Here is an 18,857-nt window from a genome sequence, read left to right on the forward strand (position 1 = left end):
ATATCAAAAAACACCTCTCCGCAAGGAGAGGTGCCACGTGGTTGAGGAGGAGAACATTCCCTCCACTGAGCGTTTGGTTGCGGAGGCAGGACTCGAACCTGCGACCTTCGGGTTATGAGCCCGACGAGCTGCCAACTGCTCCACCCCGCGTCGACCTTCGTATTGTATCCACCACGCCCTGTCACTATACATGGATTTGCCCGAAGATGCAAAGACCGAACAGCTCAAGAATAGCGAACCGAGCGTTTTTCGGCCGTCGCTGCCAGCGAGTCGCTGACTTCTTCATTCTCTTCAAGAGAGCGCTGTTTCATTTCCGGCAATGTGAGCAACGTCAAGGCAATACCGAGCAGCGACACGCCCGCCAGCAAGCCCATCGTATTGCCGAGTCCGGCAGATTTGAGAATGAGCGGAAGGAGAAACGCCCCTAAGAATCCGCCGATTTTTCCGCCAGCAGCCGAAATCCCGTGTCCTGTACCGCGCAAACTGGTCGGGAAAACTTCCGACGGAAACAAAAAGGTGGTCGTATTCGGGCCAAATTCAATGAAGAAATAACTGACTCCGTAAATGATGAGGAACAAAATGGGCAATTTGATGACTCCAGGGACCAGCAGCAGTGCCAAGTAAGCGAGCGCCATGACACCAAATCCAATCACTTGAATCGTCTTACGTCCCAAACTATCCATGAACTTTGCTGCCACATAGTATCCAGGAAGCGCCGCCACGAGAAAGATGGCTGCAGCCACCAAGGTCGTAGTGATAAGCGCAGCATGGGGTAATAGAGCCTTCAAAACCAACTGCGAGGAGACACTGTTCCCGTAAAACGCAACGTCAATGAGGAACCAACTTCCCGCCGTGCCGAGAAGACGAATGAGATTTTTGCGCGTCCACAAAGAATGTTTCACGGCTGGAGCTGTTACACGAGCAGCAGCCGGGGCTGGCGCCTTCGCTGCAACATCCGCTCCAGTCAAGTCCGACACGACCTCAGCGGCTTTTGCTCCATCTTGCTTGACTGTCAATAAATAGCGTGGTGTCTCCGCCATCTTTCGCCGCAGATAGATGACCGAAGCAGCGGGAATCGCCCCCAAGCCAAGCATCAATCGCCACGCCAGTGCATGCGGCATGCCAGAGCCGAGAAGAAGCGCAGCAACCAGCGGTCCAGCGAGCAACCCTAAACCCTGCATCGAAAATACCAGCGTCACCAGTAGGCCGCGGTTTTTGCGATTCGAATATTCACTCATGATGACCGAACTCGTGGGATAATCTCCCCCCACACCAAGACCTACCAAGAAGCGGAAGAACAAGAGCCATCCAAAGGAGGGAGCCAACGCGCAGAGAATGGCACCGACTGTCAACAGAAATACCTCTGCACCATACATCGCCTTGCGACCCACGATATCCATTAAGCGCCCAAAAAAAAGCGCCCCGATGGCTGCCGCTGCCAGCGAAGTACTGTTTAACAGAGCCAACTCGCCCGTGGAAAGATGCCAAATAGGCGTGAGGATAGCCGTAACGGTACCGATGATGAACAGATCATAAGCATCCGTGAAAAATCCCATACCAGCAGTAAACATGGTCTTCCAATGGAATTTCTGTAATCCACTTTCATCGAATGCTTCCAAGACCCCTGAGTTCGATGACACTGGGTGTTCTCTCCTTTGGTTTGGCAGAGTTCGATTGACTGTCTTTCGACAAGGAATTCAATCTCAATTCAAGTACCTGAAGTCATCCTAGAATTCATTTATTAAGATTCGATGTAGTTTGTGTAAACGTTTTGTAAAGAACAGCAAAGATCGACACAATTCGAAACTTGCGTGACAAACTCCTTCGGACAAGCCTGGAAGAGCATGTACAGCTACACATAAGAATGGACAGAATGGGCACACTACCCATCATTGTTCGAGTGCGGACGGAGGTGACGCTGTGTTCCATTCGTTGTTGTGGCGGAGACAGAGCCGCCACGAAACGTCATCCAATTCACCAGACAACTCACCAAAGTATTCTTCCGAAGACAGGGCTGGACTGTCCATTTGGATTCACTTGACGGTATGGCCACTGCTCGCAAGCTTTACTGGCGTCACGCTCCTCTTGTTTGGGCTTCGCGCTGCACCGCTACCCGAAGAGAGCCTGTCCAATCCGACAGACATTGAGTCGAGCGACGGGGCGCGCATCGCAACGTGGTCGATTGCTGGTTCTGGCACGCATCACGTGACAGCGAAGGATGTCCCGGAGCGATTGGAGCAAGCAACCATCGCCGTAGAGGATGCCAACTTCTATCGCCATCGCGCCTTCAGTATCCCTTCTATGGTGCGCGCGACGCTCGTCGATATGCGGCATGGAAAGGTGGTAGAAGGTGGGTCAACGATTACCCAGCAGCTCGCCAAGAACTTGTTCTTGTCGCAACATCGCACACTTGCACGCAAACTTCGCGAAGCACTGTACGCCATTCAACTCGAAATCCACGAATCAAAAGACACCATCCTTCTGCAGTATTTGAACGTGGTCTACTATGGCCAGGGGGCTTACGGGGTTGGTTCTGCATCGGAAATCTATTTCGGAAAACCCGTTCACGAGTTAGACCTCGCCGAGTGCGCCATGCTCGCTGGATTGACGAAAGGTCCGAGTCTGTATTCGCCGTTGACTCACTACCGTCTCGCCAAGGAGCGCCAGCAGATTGTTCTTGACCGCATGGTGCAATGCGGCTACATTTCGCGAACAGAAGCAGATGCCGCTTACCAAGAACCGCTGCACTTTGTGAAAAACCATCCACCGCTCGAAGTGGCGCCCTACTTCACTTCGACGGTCATGGATGAATTGTCCCGACGCTACCATCTGCACAGCGAAGAATTGCTGCAAGGTGGCGCGACGGTCGTAACCACCTTAGACAACCTTTTGCAAAATGCGGCGGAGCGGGCCATTGCCAGCACCTTGCCGAGCAGCAGCCACATTCAAGCCGCATTGATCGCCATCGATCCGAAGACAGGCGCCATTCGCGCCATGGTCGGAGGCCGGAACTTTCAGCGCAGCCCGTACAATCGAGTGTTGGCAGAGCGCCAACCGGGATCGACCTTCAAAGCATTGCTATACACATCAGCTCTTCTGCACCACTGGTCGCCCGCGCGTGAAGTGAACAGTCAGTTGACCACCTTCGTCCGCGGCGATAGTAGCCAAAGAAACCTCTACACCGTCCACGACTACGGTGATTTCTATGCAGGTCGGCCGATTACGCTGCGCGAAGCTATCGCCCGCAGCGACAACGTCTACGCAGTCACCACCAATGTCCAGGTCGGTCCAAAAGCCGTAGCTGAAACGGCGCACGCGATGGGCATTACGTCACCACTCGAGGCTTATCCATCGCTCGCTCTCGGCGTCTCGCCCACAAGCCCACTGCAAATGGCCACGGCCTACGCCACGCTCGCAAACGGCGGCATTCGCGTGACGCCATACACAGTCGAGGAAATCCGTTCGGAGTGGCGGCAGCAGGATGTTCACGCAGAACACATTAGCGCGCCAGTTCTGTCACCGCAGGTCGCTTTTCAGGTGACCGACTTGCTGCGCAGTGTGCTCGAGCCGCACGGCACAGGATACGGCGTGCACAACTACCTGCACACCATGGCAGCGGCGAAGACGGGGACCACTGACACAGACGCTTGGATGGTCGGCTACACGCCGAGCCTCGTGTGTGCGGTCTGGGTAGGGTACGACAACAACCAGCCCCTCACCGTCTCGGAGTCGCACTTAGCAGCGCCAATTTGGGCGAAATTCATGGGCACCGCGCAAGACCACCTGCCCACACCATGGTATAGGCCGCCATCCGGACTCGTGCAACGCACGGTCGATCCGCTCACGGGCGCGCTCGCCACGAACCTCTGCCGCACCACGGAGACGGACTACTTCCAGCCGGGTAGCGAACCGGTTGAATCGTGCCCACTCCATCAACCAGCGCCAGGGCCGATACACCGTCTAAACGGCCTCTGGCCCTGGGTTCGCCATCTCTTTGGCGGTTGATGCGGCCCATCGCCTTAGCCCCCGCGAAGGCGCTCACAGAATCGTGGAAAGATGCGGAAAGCGTGGCGCCAAGCAGCGCAGGATATGTGGTAAAATGACGGCAATCTCGAGAGAGGAGCCTGCCCTGTGGTCCAACGTCTTTCCCAACGCGTACAGCAAATCGCTCCATCGGCGACCATGAGTGTGGACGCCAAAACGAAGGCGCTTCTGCAGGCAGGCCAACCGGTCGTCAACATGAGTGTCGGTGAACCGGACTTCGACACGCCGGTGGCCGCTGCGTTCGCTGGAGTTCAGGCCATCGTCAACGGCAACACGCGCTACACGGCAGCCGCCGGAACGGTGGAACTGCGTCGAGCCATCGCCGAAAAGCTCGCACGAGAAAATGGACTGGCCTACACACCGAATCAAATTGTCGTCTCGTCTGGAGCCAAACACACACTGTACAACATCTTTATGAGCATCCTTGACCCGGGTGACGAAGTTATTGTTCCTGCGCCGTACTGGGTGTCCTACCCAGAGCAAATTCGCCTGGCTGGCGGAGTCCCCGTGGTGGTCGAGAGCGATGAATCGACGGGCTTCAAGATGACCCCTGAACGCTTGGCCGCCGCCCTCACGAAAAAGACCAAGGCAGTCTTGCTGAACTCCCCCAACAACCCCACAGGGGCGGTCTATAACGCGTCCGAATTGCGCGCTTTGGGGGATGTCTTACAAAACCACGACTGTCTGATTGTGACCGACGAAATTTACGAAAAATTGGTGTACGGCGTAGAATATACGTCTTTTGCCGCTGCGTGTCCTGACCTCATGGACCGCACTCTGCTCGTCAATGGATTTTCGAAAGCATTTGCCATGACGGGCTGGCGCCTCGGTTACGTTGCCTGTGCGGAGGATTTGGCGACTGCGATGGCTTCGTTACAGAGTCACGGCACAGGAAGTCCTTCGACCATGTCTCAAGCGGCGGGACTGGCTGCATTTGCTGCGTTTAACTCAGATGTCGTCTCGGCTTTCTGGCGTCGACGCGACGTCTTGGTCGCTGGCCTGCGCAACATTGCTGGCATTGAGTGCGAACTGCCAGACGGGGCGTTCTACGTGTTCCCCAACGTGCGGGCCGCATTTGGGCGTGCCTACGAAGGTCGAGTCATCGGCAATGCCTTGGACTATGCTGAAGTTTTATTAGAAAAGCATTGGGTGGCGACTGTGCCCGGAGACGCTTTTGGCGCTCCAAACAACATTCGACTGTCCTACGCTACATCGCTGCAAAATGTCGAGGAAGCGTTGCGCCGCATTCAAGACTTTCATCGGGTGCTCGGCTTCTGACCGAGCGCTCCGCTGCACATCTGAAGGCCTGCTTCGCCATCGCCACTCCTTGGCACACGGACGACTGCCAATCCATACATTAATGGAAGGAACCATGTCGAGACCGACACCATGGCCCCAGCGTTTCGGGGAGGCGATAGGATTGGCAGGAAACAGTAAGTCGACCAGTTCAACACCGAGATCGACCTCAACGCGCCGCGGCAACTCGGCGGCTCGAAAAAATGCAGGAAAACGCCGCAAACCAACCGTCAAGCCAGCAAGTTCTAGCAATGCAAAGGCGGACGGCGGTTCGGCACCAAAAAAACCAGGGACACTCTCTCAGTTATTGACTCCAAAAAATTTGCAGCAGTCGGTCAAAGCGGTCGGCAACGTGCGTTCCACCGTAAAAAATTGGCTAGGCTATCTGCAGCAGGCGGATGTCTGGCTGGACAGTGTGTACAGTACAACCAATTCTTTAAAAGAAGCGGGCATCTTGGACCGGTTGGCGAAGTCGAAGGGACGGAAGTTATCCACGGAAGACTTCACCACGATTCTGTCGTCCATTCTCAACACCCCTCTCGGTGACCGAATGATGAAAGGTCTCGGAGGCGGCGCAGACGATGCACCCGCAGATGCGGCCACCGCCGCTTCCGGCACCAAAGACGAAGGAGTAGCCAGCGGCACCGCCCGCCCTCAGGCGCCACCTGGGCCTGGTCCCGGAGTGGAACCTGGCGTGAGCAGGCCGGGCAGTGCGGCGGCGCCAACAGCGCCACCCGGAGTGGCCCGACCACAGACCCCACCACCAGGGGCGCCACTTCCCCCTCCCCCGCAGCAACCTCCCTATCCAGGCGCATTCTAACGAGAATGCGCCATTTTAGTGTGCAGCTTGTCTCGGCCCCGTGCCTCGCGAGATATCTGAGCGATGGCGATGCGACTGGGTGGAAGCGCCGGATGCGCAGTAGAAAATGCCTCCAGACGGATGGCGCCTGGAGGCATGGTGCAGATGCCCGATGTCAGTTCTTCGATTTGGGAACGAATTTCTTGATTTCTTTCAGCGTCTGCTCATCGACATTTTTGCCGTATTTCTTCACCAAATCGTCGACGCTCGCATTCGGTCCATCTTTCGTGGCGTCCGTATACGCGTGAAGAAATTGCTTCAGGCGCTGCTCAGGTACGGGCAGACCCAACTTATCGGCAAACGATTTGGCCAGCGACTCGACTTCCTGCGGGTCCTTCCACTGCTCAGGCTTCACTTTTTTCACGTCGTCGAGAATTTGAAAGATGGCTTTGCGCTTTCCCGACAAATTGGACTTCAACGTATTTAACGGCGCCCCCGTCTGTTGGCGAGTTTGTTCTTGCTGCAACTCCGGTTGCACAGAGCTCTCTGCCACTGGGGGGGTAGCCGGACTGCGGCGACGCGGCGCGGCAGCCCGTGGCCGCTTCCCTGCATTTCCACGCCCAACTCGATTCGGCACGATAGTTCCTCCTCTGCCTTGATATCTCCTGGCGGAGTCTCTCCCTAACGTATGCCGAGACGGACGTTGGGCGTGCACAATGTGTCCCAACAGAAGACAAAACAGGCGCTCACCCACGAGAGGGGCCGAGCCGCCCGCCTGGAAGAAAGCCCATAGAGCCTTATCCGCCGATCTTTGACATCTCCACCTTGGGCAGCCCCCCCGTCGCCTTCGTACGCAGCTCTGAGTATCGGTCGTCCCGGCGCCTCCACACCGTTTCCAAAGAGGTGAGAATCGTATCGTCATCCGCACCGGATCGGACCAACTGCCGGAGGTCAAACCCATCGGAGCCGAACAGGCAGGTAAAGAGTTTCCCATCGGACGAAAGTCGGGCTCTCGTACAACCGCGACAGAACGGCTGCGTGACGGACGTGATGAGGCCAAATTCGCCAGCGCCGTCGTCGTAGGCATACCGTTTTGCCACCTCGCCCGAGTAGTGGGCGTCAAGAGCGTGTAATGGCCACCGCGACGACAAGAGCGCCAAAATATCTTTCGCTGGCACGACGTCGTCTAATCGCCAGCCATTGGTGTTGCCTACATCCATGTATTCAATGAAGCGCAGTATGTGGGGAGTTCCTCGAAAGTGTTCCGCCATCTCGAGAACTGCAGAGTCGTTTTTGCCCCGCTGAACGACCATATTTACCTTGACAGGGCCAAGCCCGGCTGCCTCGGCCGCCTCAATTCCGGCGAGAACGCGGCGCACCGGGAAGTGGACGTCGTTTAACTTCCCGAACACTTCGTCGGACAATGCATCGAGGGATACGGTGACGCGCCGCAGTCCGGCGTTCTTCAAGGCCACGGCACGGCTCGGGGTGAGGAGCGAGCCATTGGTCGTCAGCGCGATGTCAAGAACACCCGGAATGGTGGCGAGCAATTCCACCAAATGTTCCAAGTTTCGACGCAGCAGCGGTTCTCCTCCAGTGATGCGCAGTTTGACCACCCCGAGTTGCACGAAGAGGCGGGTGAGTCGAGCAGTCTCCTCGAAAGTGAGCAACTGCGACTGCGGGAGAAAGACAAAGTCTGGCCCAAAGACTTCCTTCGGCATGCAGTAGGTACAGCGAAAATTGCATCGATCCGTGACGGAAATCCGCAAATCATGCAAGGCACGGCCACGCACATCGACGAGCGGCTCCTTTGATTCCATTCTGACACCCCCAACTCGTGTTATTTCCCGAGAAATATGTCGATCACGCTCGAAAATTCCTCACTTTATCTGCGACTCCGCACCTCGGAGCAGGTTCCGGGAAAGGATTCGCCCGCGTTAGACACTTCATCAACAAGCATACCACAGGGGGTAAAAGGCCAACCGCGGACTTCGTGTACAACCATTATACGTGACTGAATTCGTCAACACATCGTCACCCCCAACCACAGGCACAACCCAATCGCGTCACACGACTTCTTGGTGGCCCGAAAGAACACGAAGAGGGGAAGAAAGCGCTGATGTATGGTATCTTTAGCTTACTACCGATGGTGCTCCAAATCGGCTTGGGGATGGTGTTGGCGTGAACATTGCCTTGATTTCGCACGATAACCTGAAAGAGTGGATGGTCAATTTCGCCATTGCTTACGAGGGGATTCTCAGCCAAGCGGAACTGTATGCCACTGGAACGACGGGCGCCCGCATCATGGCTGCAACGTCTCTGAAAGTTCACCGCCTGCAGTCCGGACCATACGGCGGAGACCAACAAATTGGGGCGTTGATTGCGCAGGACCTGATAAACCTCGTGATTTTTTTGCGCGATCCGCTGACCGCACAACCGCACGAACCGGACATCACGGCTTTGCTGCGCCTGTGCGACGTTCACAACGTTCCTGTAGCAACCAATTTGGCGACAGCTGAGGTGCTCATCCGCTCGGTGCAACGAGGTTATTTGCCGTCTACGCCCAAGCCGCTCTTCACGACGCCATCAGAATGGAAGGTGTGAGCAGATGGGACATTGCGAGGATAGAGTTGCTCGCCGAGCCAATTTAGCGGATCAAATGGTCGATGGAAGTCTTGCGATTTTTTTTGCTGGAGAAGCTCCGCCGAAGTCGGAAGACCATGCATACGATTTTTCGGTGAATCGCAACTTTTTCTATTTGACAGGCATTGACCGGGAAAGTGCTTGCTTAGTGATGAGTAAGCGAAATGGCCAGGTCTCGGAAATCTTGTTCATCGAACGGCCTAATCCAGACATGGAGAAGTGGACTGGAAGGCGAATGACGGTGGAAGAGGCAAAGGTACATAGCGGACTGGAGACCGTCCTCTATACCGAGGCATTTGAGGGATGGTTTGGCCGGGCCATGAGTTGGCAGAATCTACAAACTCTCTATTTGGATTTTGACCAGCACAGTTTCGGTCAGCCTACGCTGCAGTCGGCGCACCGATTTGCGCACCAGATTCAGCAAAAATACCCTGGTTTACGCGTGATGAATTTTCACTATGCACTTGGACAAATGCGTCTTTACAAATCTTCTTCTGAGATTGAGGAGACTCGGAAAGCGATTGACATCACCGATGCAGGGATTCGAAATGTGTTGGCGCACAGTAAGGCTGGCATGATGGAGTACGAGTTGGAAGCTCACTTCAACTTCACTCTCTGTAGCCGCGGGGTGCGCGAGCATGCGTTTCCGCCCATCGTCGCTGGCGGCGAGCGGGCTACCATTCTTCACTATGTGACTAACAGCGAGGCTACCAAGGATGGAGACTTGGTCTTGCTCGATTTAGGCGCTGCCTGCCGGTACTACTCGGCGGACATTTCCAGAACATTTCCGGTCAATGGAAAATTCTCAGCGCTCCAGAAACAGTACTATCAGTTGGTCTTGGACACGGAAGAAGCAGTCATCGCGGCTGTTCGTCCTGGGGTAACGTGGAAGGAACTGAATGACATTGCGAAGAGCTCGCTCGCAAAAGGGATGATGAAGCTCGGCAAGATTCAACAGGAAAGTGAGCTCGACCGATATTACTATCACAGTGTTGGACATCCACTCGGCTTAGATACGCATGATGTCGGAGACCGGGACGCAGTATTAGCACCTGGTATGATTGTGACCATTGAACCGGGTATCTACGTTGCTGAGGATAGTATCGGCATTCGGATTGAAGACGACATTCTCGTGACCGAGACAGGCCACGAAAACCTCTCACGGCAAATCCCGAAAACCATTGCAGAAATCGAGCGTTGCATGGCGCACTGACGCTGCGGTTTCAAGAAGAGTCGATACTCTGTAACTAATAAAAGAGACGGGCCTTTGTGAAGGGCGGGTGACATCGGTCGATGCACCCGCCCGCGCTGTCTTCTTCCAAAGGAGATGTTTCATTCTCAACTCGCCGTTGGCCCGTCCTGCGGTGCGTGCGGCCTTCTGACCTTAAAATTTCGTATCGTCGACCGACTCGAGCCACTGTGCCAGTGGTTCCACCACGCTGGCCACACATCCATCGTCAAAGGGAGATTGCAGATTCGCTTCCTGAACGAGTTCAAGAAACGACTTACTCCCCCCTAAGCGGCAGAGATGCAAGTAGTCCCGCCATGCATCCGTTCGGTTCCTCTCGGCTTTCAGCCAGAACTGAAAGGCACAAATTTGCGCCAGCGTGTAGTCGATGTAATAGAAAGGTTCCATATAGATGTGCGTCTGAATTTGCCAGTAGCCGCCCTCTTCCAGGAACTCGTTGTCCTCATACTTCCGAAGTGGCAAATATTTTTCCTCTATTTCCCGCCACTTCGCTTTGCGCTCTGCGGGCGTCAAATCCGGATGAGCATAGATAGCATGCTGAAACTCATCCACTGCAACCCCATATGGAATGAACTGCAGAGCTCCAGAGACGTGCATGAATCGGAACTTTTCAGCATCCTCTTGAAAGAAACGGTCCATCCACGGCCATGTCAGAAACTCCATGCTCATCGAGTGAATCTCGCAGGCTTCCAGTGTTGGGAAATAGTACTCTGGGACTGGGTATTTCCGGCTCATGTAGCTTTGAAACGCGTGACCAGCTTCATGTGTCAAAACCGTGACGTCATCATAGGTGCCGTTGAAGTTTGCAAAGATGTAGGGAGCTTCATATTTCGGGATATTGGTGCAATAGCCGCCGACGGCTTTCCCTTTTTTACTGAGCAAATCCAGCAGTTCATCGCGGACCATGGTCTGGAAAAACTCGTCCGTTTCCGGAGACAACTCCCGGTACATCTCCACCCCATTCTCTAGAATCCACTGCGGATCCCCTTTTGGAGCCGGATTTCCGGAGAGAAACGTGAGACTCTCATCGTAATAGAGCAGAGTGTCGAGATGAAGCCGCTCTCTCTGGCGCTCCTTCAACCGCACCGACAAAGGTACCAGATGTTGAGCCACTTGGCGCCGAAAATTCGCAACCATCGACGCGTCATAATCGGTCCGATTCAAGCGGGCATAAGCTAATTCAGTAAAGTTTGAAAAGCCAAGTTCCCTGGCAATCTGAGCGCGAAGATGCACTAATTCGTCATACAAACGGTCATATTCTTCGGCGTTTTGCTGAAAGTAGGCCCACAGTTTTTGTTGGGCCTCTTTGCGTACTTCGCGAGTAACAGACTGCAAGTAAGGTCCCATTTGGGAGAGATTGAGTTTGTCTCCCTGCCAATCGATTTCTGCAGATGCCATCAGCTTTTGATAGGCACTGACCAAGGCGTTCTCTTTTTGGAGAAGTGGTAAGACGGATGGGTCGAACGTCTTGAGAGTGGTCTCTGCCAGTCGAAACAACTGACGACCCCACTTGGCCTCCAAAGTCTTCCGAAACGGAGACTCGACCAAGACCCGGTAGAACTCGGTCGTCAGTCCCTGCATCCGCGGCGAGTTTTCGTCAAAAAAATCTTGCTCTGTTGCGTAAAACTCGTCTCTCGTATCGACGGTGTGGCGAATCGATGCAATCGACTGCATGGAATTAAACTCCATCCGCTGACGATTAATATCTGCCATCAGTTGGTCCTGTTCGTCCGCAGTAGCGGCTGCCGAAAACTGCTCCAAAGCAGCTCGAAACCGCTGTTCCAATTCGTCCATATCTGGACGAACGTAAGGGTATTCAGAAAACTTCACGCGTCATTCCCCTCTCATCGTTCTCAATTCGCGAAGCCGCTTACGGTTAAGTATCTTGAGTTTTGTTGACCCACGCTTTTCGCTGTCTGCGCAGTACTTCGACCGGATTCGGAGCAGTCGTGGACGCGGACGTGGGGAGCGTATGGGTGCCAGAGGACGACTCTGACTCCTCTATGGGATTCACCTGTACGCCCATCTCTCGGTTGGCATCGCCAGGGAGAGGCCGCGAAGCAAGCGGATCAGCCGACTCGCGCCGTGACCTGTCGCGGGCGCTCGACTCACTGATGTTCGTGCCCTCGTCTGCCAGCTGACCCGTGCGCCGCAGAAAGTCCTCAACCATGCGCAGAATCTCAAAACTGAAGTCGCCGCGCTGCTTCAATGCGGTCAAATAGTCGCAAACCGCCGGTGGTGTGTCGCTCGCTACATAGATGTGGATGACATCTCCGTGGTGCACCGCTTTGTCCTTAGAGCGCCGGATTCGGCTCCGCTCAGTAGCCATCAGTCAGCCTCCGTGGCCGCCACCTCCGCGCCCGTCTGTAGAGCAGCTATCAAGGAGCGATAGGTGCCGCGAACATTTCGCAGTTGTGCCAGTTCTGGGCGGTCGAAGCGAAGCGGGTGCCCTTGCCTATCCAATTCTTTTAAATACGACGATAAGATGACCGACCCGCCGCCGATAAACAAAAACTCCTCAGCCTCCGGAGCTGCTGCCCAGGCATCAAACACACGCTCTAGCACATCCCTCGCGAGCTCTGTCAGATGCAAGTTGGCGATGTCTGAGATGTTCCCTTTAACGAGCCCTTGCCAGCGCACCTCGTACTCTTTATGCACGAGCCGGTCTACGACATTCACGTCGCTCGTCAGATACTCCTGCCCGACGGAGGCGTTGAAGTCTTTGCGAATGCGCGACACGATGTCGTTCAAGTTAATGCGAAAGCCGGTGGACGTATAGTCATCGAGCTCCAGCCCTGGCTTGAAAAAGGCGATATCTAAGTCAATGCCACCCAAGTCGGCAACGCCAAAAGATTTGTCCGCGAGAGTGCTTTTCGGGTCACTCGCGAGATCGATAATGCCAGCCACATTGTCGACATTGACCCCATCAGGAAGAGACACGCTTAGTTCTACCGATACCCCTTCGAGCCCTGGCGTAGATTTGAACACCACCGTATGAACTCCGCTCGTGAGTCTTGCTTCCAAAACAGCCGCCTCGGCCACCTCGGCGATAGGCAGTCCAATGCCGAGTTGTACATCGGCGCGCAAGCGACGGACACCAGCGCTAATAGCCTGTTGGTTTTTCATAGCCGTCGCAAAAGCCAGCATCGTCAGTGTCGTAATCATCGTCTCCGTCCGTTGCGACTTCATCTGGGCTGCCCGGTGACCGAGAATGGACTGCGCCCTAGCGTTTCGGGAAGCGAGGATACCCACGTGGAAATTGCGGCCGACCCCTTCGGGTAGAGCTGGAGAGACAATCTCGATGTCCAAATTGTCAATAGGAGTACCTTGGTTGAGAATAACTTTTCTCTTCATCTCTGAAGGAACAATGACATTCGGAATCATCAGTATGTTGTCCAGTTGATCGAAGGCAGCCTTTACAAAACTGTTCCCATTGTCGATGGCAATCACCATCGACGTATCTTTAACGCCCGCTTCCTTTGGCATGGAGTTCGCTCCGTTCTGCACATATTTGTCTACTAGTATAGGTTGGAGTAGAGAGGATAGTCAATGGACTTCATGAGATAACTACTTCATCACTTGATTGATTAATTGATTAAGTGCTTTAGTACATAATTAGTTAACTAGTTAATGCAGGAGATGAACGCGCGTTTGGTCCGGCGCGAATTCCCACGCCCTCACGCGTTATCAACTCAAAATGCCGGGTCCAACGGCCCCGGCCTTCGCCACCGATTCGGAAGCAACCTCATTCGGAACTGCTCACTTAAGCATACGAAACGTCGCCGTACCAGACACTGCCTTGACTCCCTTTTGTGTCAGAGCCACCACATCACATTCCACCACATGACCGTCCGCCTCTTCACGCACGCCAGTAATCGTACCACTGCAGGTCAACACGTCCCCAGGACGAACCATCTCTTGAAACCGAACGCCCCACTCCTGCAAACGGCCGCGTGGACCCATCGCCTCTTTCAACATCTGGCCGACAAACGCCATGCTCAACATGCCGTGTGCAATGGTCCCCCCAAGTCCAACCTGCTCTGCATAGGCTTCCACCGTATGAATCGGATTGAAGTCCCCCGAGGCCCCGGAGTACATCACCAATTGCGTCTGTGTAATTGCCGGCTTCACTAATTCTGGTAGTTTTTCGCCAACTTCCAGCTTCATCTCACTCACTCCCCCGCTCCCATTTGGATGACCGTTGAATTCTCCACCAACAAAACTTCACCGCTGCCACTCTTGACGACACCTTCAAACATAAAGAACGTCATCTTTCCCATGCGGCCCGACGTCGGACGCACACGAAGCAGAGAACGCGAACAGTACACCACATCTCCTGCACAAATGGGTTCGTTATATTTGAACCGTTGCTCCCCATGAATCAAACCGTTCGTCGGAAGAACCAGACCTTCAATAACGCCAAAATCAAACGTCCGGCTAAACGTCGGGGGGATGGGGATGCCTCGATAACCAGCCGCCTTTGCCACCTCAACCTCTCTGTAAATTCTGTCGTCATCGCCAATCGCATCCGCGAACTTACGAATCGCACCCTTCTCTACCTCATTGGGGACCGTATTCGACACCACACCCACAAAATCTTCATAGCCACTCATAGCAAAACCTCCCCAGTCTACAACTCACTTCATTCTAACCTGCTGCAAACAGACCGCCAAACTAGCCAAAAAAATCGCCAAAGTCATGTCGAATCTACGAGGATTTGTGAAAAGATTGTCGAATATGCATTCGGACTCCGCCAAAATCTTCGGTTCGCGAAAGCAGTATCGCACCCCACCATCGCTCAGTAACATCATACTCTTTGCCTAAAGGAGCACGCACTCATGGGTATCATCCGCTCTATTCGTTCGAAATTCATTGTTAAAGTGACACTTTCTCTCTCTCTGATTCTCGTCTTGATCGCCGGGATGGTGCTCACAGCCATCCTTACATCCCGCAATGTCAACCAGGATGCAGCCACCATCTCGGCTCGTGACCTCCCCTTTGAAAACGACGCTACCCAAGCCTATCTAGGATTCCTCAACATGGACGACCAATCGAACATGTGGGTCGGACTCAAAAGTTTCGGCAATCATTCGCTGAATCAAGCAACTTATCAACAAATCATACAAGGCGAACAGCAACTGAACGCTTCTCTCGCCAAATTACAAAAACTAGCTACCACTCCCCGGCTCCAAAAGCTCATGAAGCAGACACTCTCCGATGCTGCAGACTATGAAGGCTATTTTCAACAGGTTCGAACCGATTACAAAACCAACTATAAACTCGCGGAAGAGACCATGTATGTCTCGAACTCGAATGCATCGAACAACTTGACCAATGACCTGACGGAACTCGTCGCATACGGCCAAAACATGACCGTCAAGCGAGCGGCCAATACGAGCGACATGGCTAAGGCCGACGAAATTCAATTTCCGCTCTATGGACTTATTCTGTTCGTAGCCTGTCTTCTGCTTTCCTTCTACGTACGACGTTCTATCAGGCCCGTTCCGGACGTAGCCAAGCGTCTCGAAGCGATGGCCTCCGGCAATTTGCAAATCGAAGACATGTCTGTGCGCACCTCGGATGAAATCGGACGCTTGGCCACCGCTTTCAACCAAATGAAGCAAAATCTCCGTCAACTCGTCGGGAAGACCCGCGACAATTCCAACGCCGTGGCTCACGCCGCTTCCGCACTGCAGGCTGGCGCCGAAGAGACGACCAAAGCCGTACAGAGTGTGGCCGAGGCATTACAAAACATCACCCACCAGATGGAAGAACAGAATCGCGGCTTCCGCGAGACCATGCTGGCAACGGAAGAAATGTCGTCGGGCGTACAGGTCACCGCCGAAGCCGCATCCGAGGTCACGAGCAAAGTTCAGAGCTTGGCAGATAGTGCATCGTCCGGCAACGACGTGATGCAAGAGACGGCCAACATGATGAACAGCATCGCGACCGCAGCCGCACTCTCCCAAAACCAGATTCAGTCACTTGCCGACCGTTCCACGCAAATTGAGGAAATTATTCGCACGATTACCGAGATCGCCAAAAAGACAAACCTTCTAGCCTTAAACGCCGCCATCGAGGCGGCACGGGCTGGAGAAAGCGGGCGAGGTTTTGCCGTCGTCGCCAACGAAGTGCGCAATCTTGCGACGGAGGCCACTAAATCGGCTGAGGGGATTTCCGAACTCATACGGGGCATCCAACTCGATGTGGCCGAGTCTGTAGAAAAGATATCTACCATGACGAGTTCAGTCGCCCATGGGTCAGACATGATGCGCCAATCGGCCACCCTCTTCTCCCATGTCGAGACGACCAGCAGCGAAATCGCAGCGGCCATCGAAGGTATCTCGGCTGCAACGGAAGAAATGTCCGCCAATGCAGAGGAAATCAGCGCAGCCGTCCAGAGAATGGCCGCCTCTACAGATGAGTCCGCTCTACATGTAGAGAATGTCTCGGCTGCCACCGAAGAGCAGATGGCATCCATGGAAGAAGTCGCGGCTTCCGCAACGGAGCTTCATTCCCTCGCCGCGTCCTTGCAAGAATCGCTGACACAATTCCAGGTTTAAAAAATCCCTTGCGGACCCGTACACCACGGAGTCAGCAAAGCACCCTTTACAGCCACTGACACATTCAAAGTGCCATGACCTATGACAATACCACCTTATAGATGGCTTTGGGCTAGACCCAAAGCCATTCATCATGATCCCTCAAAGGAATTCGCAATCTTGACCAGCATTCCCTTACTCAACTCTCCAGTAGAGGTCCGAGATTTGACGTCGATTTTAGCAGCGGAGAGGTCATATGCCACATGGCGCTCATACCAACTCAAGGTCGTACCATTGGGTCCATGAGCGTCAAAATACGCAGTCACGTCATGGTTTAACACTACCTTCTCTCCATTCGCACTGTTAAAAGGATTCTTCTGCAGATACGATTCTTGAACATTGATATCCTGCTGCTCATTGTTTCGAATCGGACTAAAAAAATCCACCATGAAGAACGTGTACGCTGTCGAGTTGGGCGAACTTCCTTTCCCAGCACTATCCACTTGGCGCGAAGTAAACGGGTGATACGATGGAAGAGTGAAATGAAACGAAACCTTATTCAATGTGACTTCAAGACTCTGTTTGACTGCGTTCGGTAACTGATCCACTAGAGGATTTTGCAGTGTCTGGGGGCGCGGAATCGTCTCCTTCGAGGTGGTGTCCTGTGTGACGCTGGTTGGATGGGCTACGCCGTTGGTGGAACACCCTGTTAATGTCAAAACACAGACACCAACCGCTCCGACGAGCCGTAAGCTTTTCATTTCATCTCTCCTTCAACGCCTGTCGCCTTCAACACCGCGCTACTTTACATAAGTGTATATATTTTCCTTAGTATAGCATAAATAGAATTTCATGTAAGATACGCATTCTCAGTAGAGATTCTCGCTACGCACGAGGTGGCGTATCTTCGTCCTCTTCTAAATACCATTTTCCTCCTGGATGCTTTTGTACAACCACAAACTCCCGATACTGGGTATACTCAAGTGCTGGAACGAGATTAGGATGGTGCACTTTCATCTGCATCACTGCGTAGTATACTTTTACGCGATACCATGAAAGGTCGTTCTTGCTGAGCGAGCCCGACAGACCTGGCGTCGACGAAATATCTTGAAACTTGTCGAATTTTACATGGTATATATTTTTTAAATATTTAATCCATCTTGGCTCTACTTCGAATTTCAAATCTGGTGCGAGGAGCTTTCCTGCTGCGCTGTAATTACCCTTTACAACGTCTTTGTAGAAGCGAATAGGCACTTGCGCGGCTACCGAATTATTCTTAATTTCAATAGGATTGGTCGATGTATTACTGTTAGATGTCGCTTTTGTCGGTGGCAATCTGTCTGGCGACGTTGCATGTGCCGCTGGACTGACGGACGATACATCAGGTAGCGTTGGATGAGCTTCACGCACTCCACAGCCAATTACGCCTCCTAACGCGACTAATGCTGCGACAATCCAAAGGCCTTTCTTGATAGTGTCCAACTGAAGTCCCCCTGTCTCCATAATCTATGAATAGACGGGCTATTGTGTCAATACCTCGCTTTTTTGTAACTCTTTTCACCATTGACAACTTCCTGTTTTACAGTCGCTATGTCACTACTTCCTTCCTGCTTCGGTCACAGCATGTAGGCGCACGTAACTGTATAGGACTACATGCCATAGGTCAGTCCCATGCAGTCTGCTTTACAATGAAAAAACAGGGTCGTCTCGCGACGAGCCCTGGCTTCCCATGCAGTCCAGACCACCCACCCGGAGTTAAACTGGCAAAACCACTTGGGCCGCGGAACCCGACTTTGCCGCCTCTGGGTCTTTGCGTACCGCAGTCCCGGTGGCTGTCACCTCCATAATGTCTCCGTGATGGCTAATTTCTAAGTTGACCCCAACAATCCCGTCTGCGCCTAAGTTTTCTGCTTCCCGTTTCATTCGCGCTAATGCCAGCTCTCTCGCATCGTACATCAACTGAGTGTACTCCTTCAGTTCCCCACGTGCGAGCCCCCGCAGCGCAGTTGCAATTCCACCACTGACCCCCATCGAAAACACACTGTTGCCTAGGACAAAGCCTACCGGTACGTAACCCCGGTCCATCACCAGCCAGAACTCTTGACCCGTCAAGTCGGACGTAAACGGCCCGCCATGACGATTCGATTCAATTTCACGCTCCACGTCTCGTAAATCGCTCACTTTTGGTCCCGCCACACGCATTCTCCCCTCATGCTAAGGAAATGTGAACTTTACTCTCTCATTGTATCCCAATTCGGAAACGCACACTGCACTAACGCACCGC

The 18,857-nt window shown here is 53.6% G+C and carries 17 protein-coding genes and 1 tRNA gene; 6 read left to right on the top strand and 12 right to left on the bottom strand.

Annotated elements, in window-relative coordinates:
- Positions 1–74: 74 nt before the first annotated feature.
- Both M4I36_RS04160 and M4I36_RS04165 read right to left on the bottom strand, forming a co-directional pair.
- A tRNA-Met gene (locus tag M4I36_RS04160) sits at positions 75–150 on the bottom strand.
- Between the two features lie 74 nt (positions 151–224).
- Positions 225–1,640 (bottom strand): MFS transporter, encoded by a 1,416-nt coding sequence (locus tag M4I36_RS04165; protein WP_258110436.1) that lies wholly within the window; start codon positions 1,638–1,640, stop codon positions 225–227.
- Positions 1,641–1,920: 280 nt separating this feature from the next.
- On the opposite strand from M4I36_RS04165, the gene M4I36_RS04170 reads away from it, so the two are divergent.
- The 3 genes from M4I36_RS04170 (at position 1,921) to M4I36_RS04180 (ending at position 6,160) form a co-directional block, all read left to right on the top strand.
- Entirely contained in the window at positions 1,921–4,005 is a 2,085-nt protein-coding gene (locus tag M4I36_RS04170; protein WP_258110437.1) for a transglycosylase domain-containing protein, read from the top strand.
- A gap of 126 nt (positions 4,006–4,131) precedes the next feature.
- Positions 4,132–5,322 (top strand): pyridoxal phosphate-dependent aminotransferase, encoded by a 1,191-nt coding sequence (locus M4I36_RS04175; protein WP_258110438.1) that lies wholly within the window; start codon positions 4,132–4,134, stop codon positions 5,320–5,322.
- Between the two features lie 142 nt (positions 5,323–5,464).
- A complete protein-coding gene (locus tag M4I36_RS04180) occupies positions 5,465–6,160 on the top strand; it encodes a hypothetical protein (RefSeq protein ID WP_258110439.1) in 696 nt (231 codons plus the stop codon).
- Positions 6,161–6,314: 154 nt separating this feature from the next.
- Here the strand turns inward: M4I36_RS04180 and M4I36_RS04185 are convergent, their stop codons facing one another.
- Both M4I36_RS04185 and moaA read right to left on the bottom strand, forming a co-directional pair.
- A complete protein-coding gene (locus M4I36_RS04185; protein WP_258110440.1) occupies positions 6,315–6,776 on the bottom strand; it encodes a hypothetical protein in 462 nt (153 codons plus the stop codon).
- A 160-nt stretch (positions 6,777–6,936) separates the two neighbouring features.
- On the bottom strand, positions 6,937–7,959 hold the full coding sequence (gene moaA, locus M4I36_RS04190; RefSeq protein ID WP_258110441.1) for a GTP 3',8-cyclase MoaA: 1,023 nt from the start codon (positions 7,957–7,959) through the stop codon (positions 6,937–6,939).
- Positions 7,960–8,320: 361 nt separating this feature from the next.
- Here moaA and M4I36_RS04195 point away from each other — a divergent pair, with 361 nt between their 5' ends.
- On the top strand, positions 8,321–8,743 hold the full coding sequence (locus M4I36_RS04195; RefSeq protein WP_258110442.1) for a methylglyoxal synthase: 423 nt from the start codon (positions 8,321–8,323) through the stop codon (positions 8,741–8,743).
- Between the two features lie 4 nt (positions 8,744–8,747).
- Positions 8,748–9,995, top strand: a complete 1,248-nt coding sequence (locus tag M4I36_RS04200) for an aminopeptidase P family protein (protein WP_258110443.1) — start codon at positions 8,748–8,750, stop codon at positions 9,993–9,995.
- 171 nt (positions 9,996–10,166) lie between these two features.
- Here the strand turns inward: M4I36_RS04200 and M4I36_RS04205 are convergent, their stop codons facing one another.
- The 5 genes from M4I36_RS04205 to M4I36_RS04225 all read right to left on the bottom strand — a co-directional run bounded on the left by M4I36_RS04205 (position 10,167) and on the right by M4I36_RS04225 (position 14,644).
- Positions 10,167–11,861, bottom strand: coding sequence for a M3 family oligoendopeptidase (locus M4I36_RS04205; protein ID WP_258110444.1), 1,695 nt, complete (start codon positions 11,859–11,861; stop codon positions 10,167–10,169).
- 46 nt (positions 11,862–11,907) lie between these two features.
- Positions 11,908–12,360, bottom strand: coding sequence for a hypothetical protein (locus M4I36_RS04210; protein ID WP_258110446.1), 453 nt, complete (start codon positions 12,358–12,360; stop codon positions 11,908–11,910).
- Positions 12,360–13,517, bottom strand: a complete 1,158-nt coding sequence (locus tag M4I36_RS04215; RefSeq protein WP_258110447.1) for a ParM/StbA family protein — start codon at positions 13,515–13,517, stop codon at positions 12,360–12,362. The genes M4I36_RS04210 and M4I36_RS04215 overlap by 1 nt, the downstream gene beginning before the upstream one ends.
- Before the next feature lie 273 nt (positions 13,518–13,790).
- A complete protein-coding gene (locus tag M4I36_RS04220) occupies positions 13,791–14,198 on the bottom strand; it encodes a MaoC family dehydratase (protein WP_258110448.1) in 408 nt (135 codons plus the stop codon).
- Between the two features lie 5 nt (positions 14,199–14,203).
- Positions 14,204–14,644, bottom strand: coding sequence for an FAS1-like dehydratase domain-containing protein (locus tag M4I36_RS04225; protein WP_258110450.1), 441 nt, complete (start codon positions 14,642–14,644; stop codon positions 14,204–14,206).
- 225 nt (positions 14,645–14,869) lie between these two features.
- Here M4I36_RS04225 and M4I36_RS04230 point away from each other — a divergent pair, with 225 nt between their 5' ends.
- Complete coding sequence (locus M4I36_RS04230; protein ID WP_258110451.1) at positions 14,870–16,594, top strand: methyl-accepting chemotaxis protein; 1,725 nt, start codon at positions 14,870–14,872, stop codon at positions 16,592–16,594.
- A 131-nt stretch (positions 16,595–16,725) separates the two neighbouring features.
- On the opposite strand, the gene M4I36_RS04235 is transcribed toward M4I36_RS04230, so the two are convergent.
- From M4I36_RS04235 to M4I36_RS04245, 3 genes are all read right to left on the bottom strand, one after another.
- Positions 16,726–17,334 carry a hypothetical protein gene (locus M4I36_RS04235; protein ID WP_258110452.1) on the bottom strand — a complete coding sequence of 203 codons (609 nt, stop codon included), beginning with the start codon at positions 17,332–17,334 and terminating at the stop codon, positions 16,726–16,728.
- Positions 17,335–17,458: 124 nt separating this feature from the next.
- Complete coding sequence (locus tag M4I36_RS04240; RefSeq protein ID WP_258110453.1) at positions 17,459–18,055, bottom strand: hypothetical protein; 597 nt, start codon at positions 18,053–18,055, stop codon at positions 17,459–17,461.
- Between the two features lie 273 nt (positions 18,056–18,328).
- Positions 18,329–18,769 (bottom strand): YbjQ family protein, encoded by a 441-nt coding sequence (locus M4I36_RS04245; protein WP_258110454.1) that lies wholly within the window; start codon positions 18,767–18,769, stop codon positions 18,329–18,331.
- Positions 18,770–18,857 lie beyond the last annotated feature (88 nt).

The sequence above is a fragment of the Alicyclobacillus sp. SP_1 genome (assembly GCF_024706985.1).
GTDB lineage: Bacteria > Bacillota > Bacilli > Alicyclobacillales > Alicyclobacillaceae > Alicyclobacillus_I.

Bases quoted from the DNA above. Each gene is read 5' to 3' on its own strand.
- moaA (WP_258110441.1), bottom strand. From the start codon at position 7,959: ATGGAATCAAAGGAGCCGCTCGTCGATGTGCGTGGCCGTGCCTTGCAT.
- M4I36_RS04200 (WP_258110443.1), top strand. From the start codon at position 8,748: ATGGGACATTGCGAGGATAGAGTTGCTCGCCGAGCCAATTTAGCGGAT.
- M4I36_RS04210 (WP_258110446.1), bottom strand. From the start codon at position 12,360: ATGGCTACTGAGCGGAGCCGAATCCGGCGCTCTAAGGACAAAGCGGTG.
- M4I36_RS04215 (WP_258110447.1), bottom strand. From the start codon at position 13,517: ATGCCAAAGGAAGCGGGCGTTAAAGATACGTCGATGGTGATTGCCATC.
- M4I36_RS04220 (WP_258110448.1), bottom strand. From the start codon at position 14,198: ATGAAGCTGGAAGTTGGCGAAAAACTACCAGAATTAGTGAAGCCGGCA.
- M4I36_RS04225 (WP_258110450.1), bottom strand. From the start codon at position 14,644: ATGAGTGGCTATGAAGATTTTGTGGGTGTGGTGTCGAATACGGTCCCC.
- M4I36_RS04230 (WP_258110451.1), top strand. From the start codon at position 14,870: ATGGGTATCATCCGCTCTATTCGTTCGAAATTCATTGTTAAAGTGACA.
- M4I36_RS04235 (WP_258110452.1), bottom strand. From the start codon at position 17,334: ATGAAAAGCTTACGGCTCGTCGGAGCGGTTGGTGTCTGTGTTTTGACA.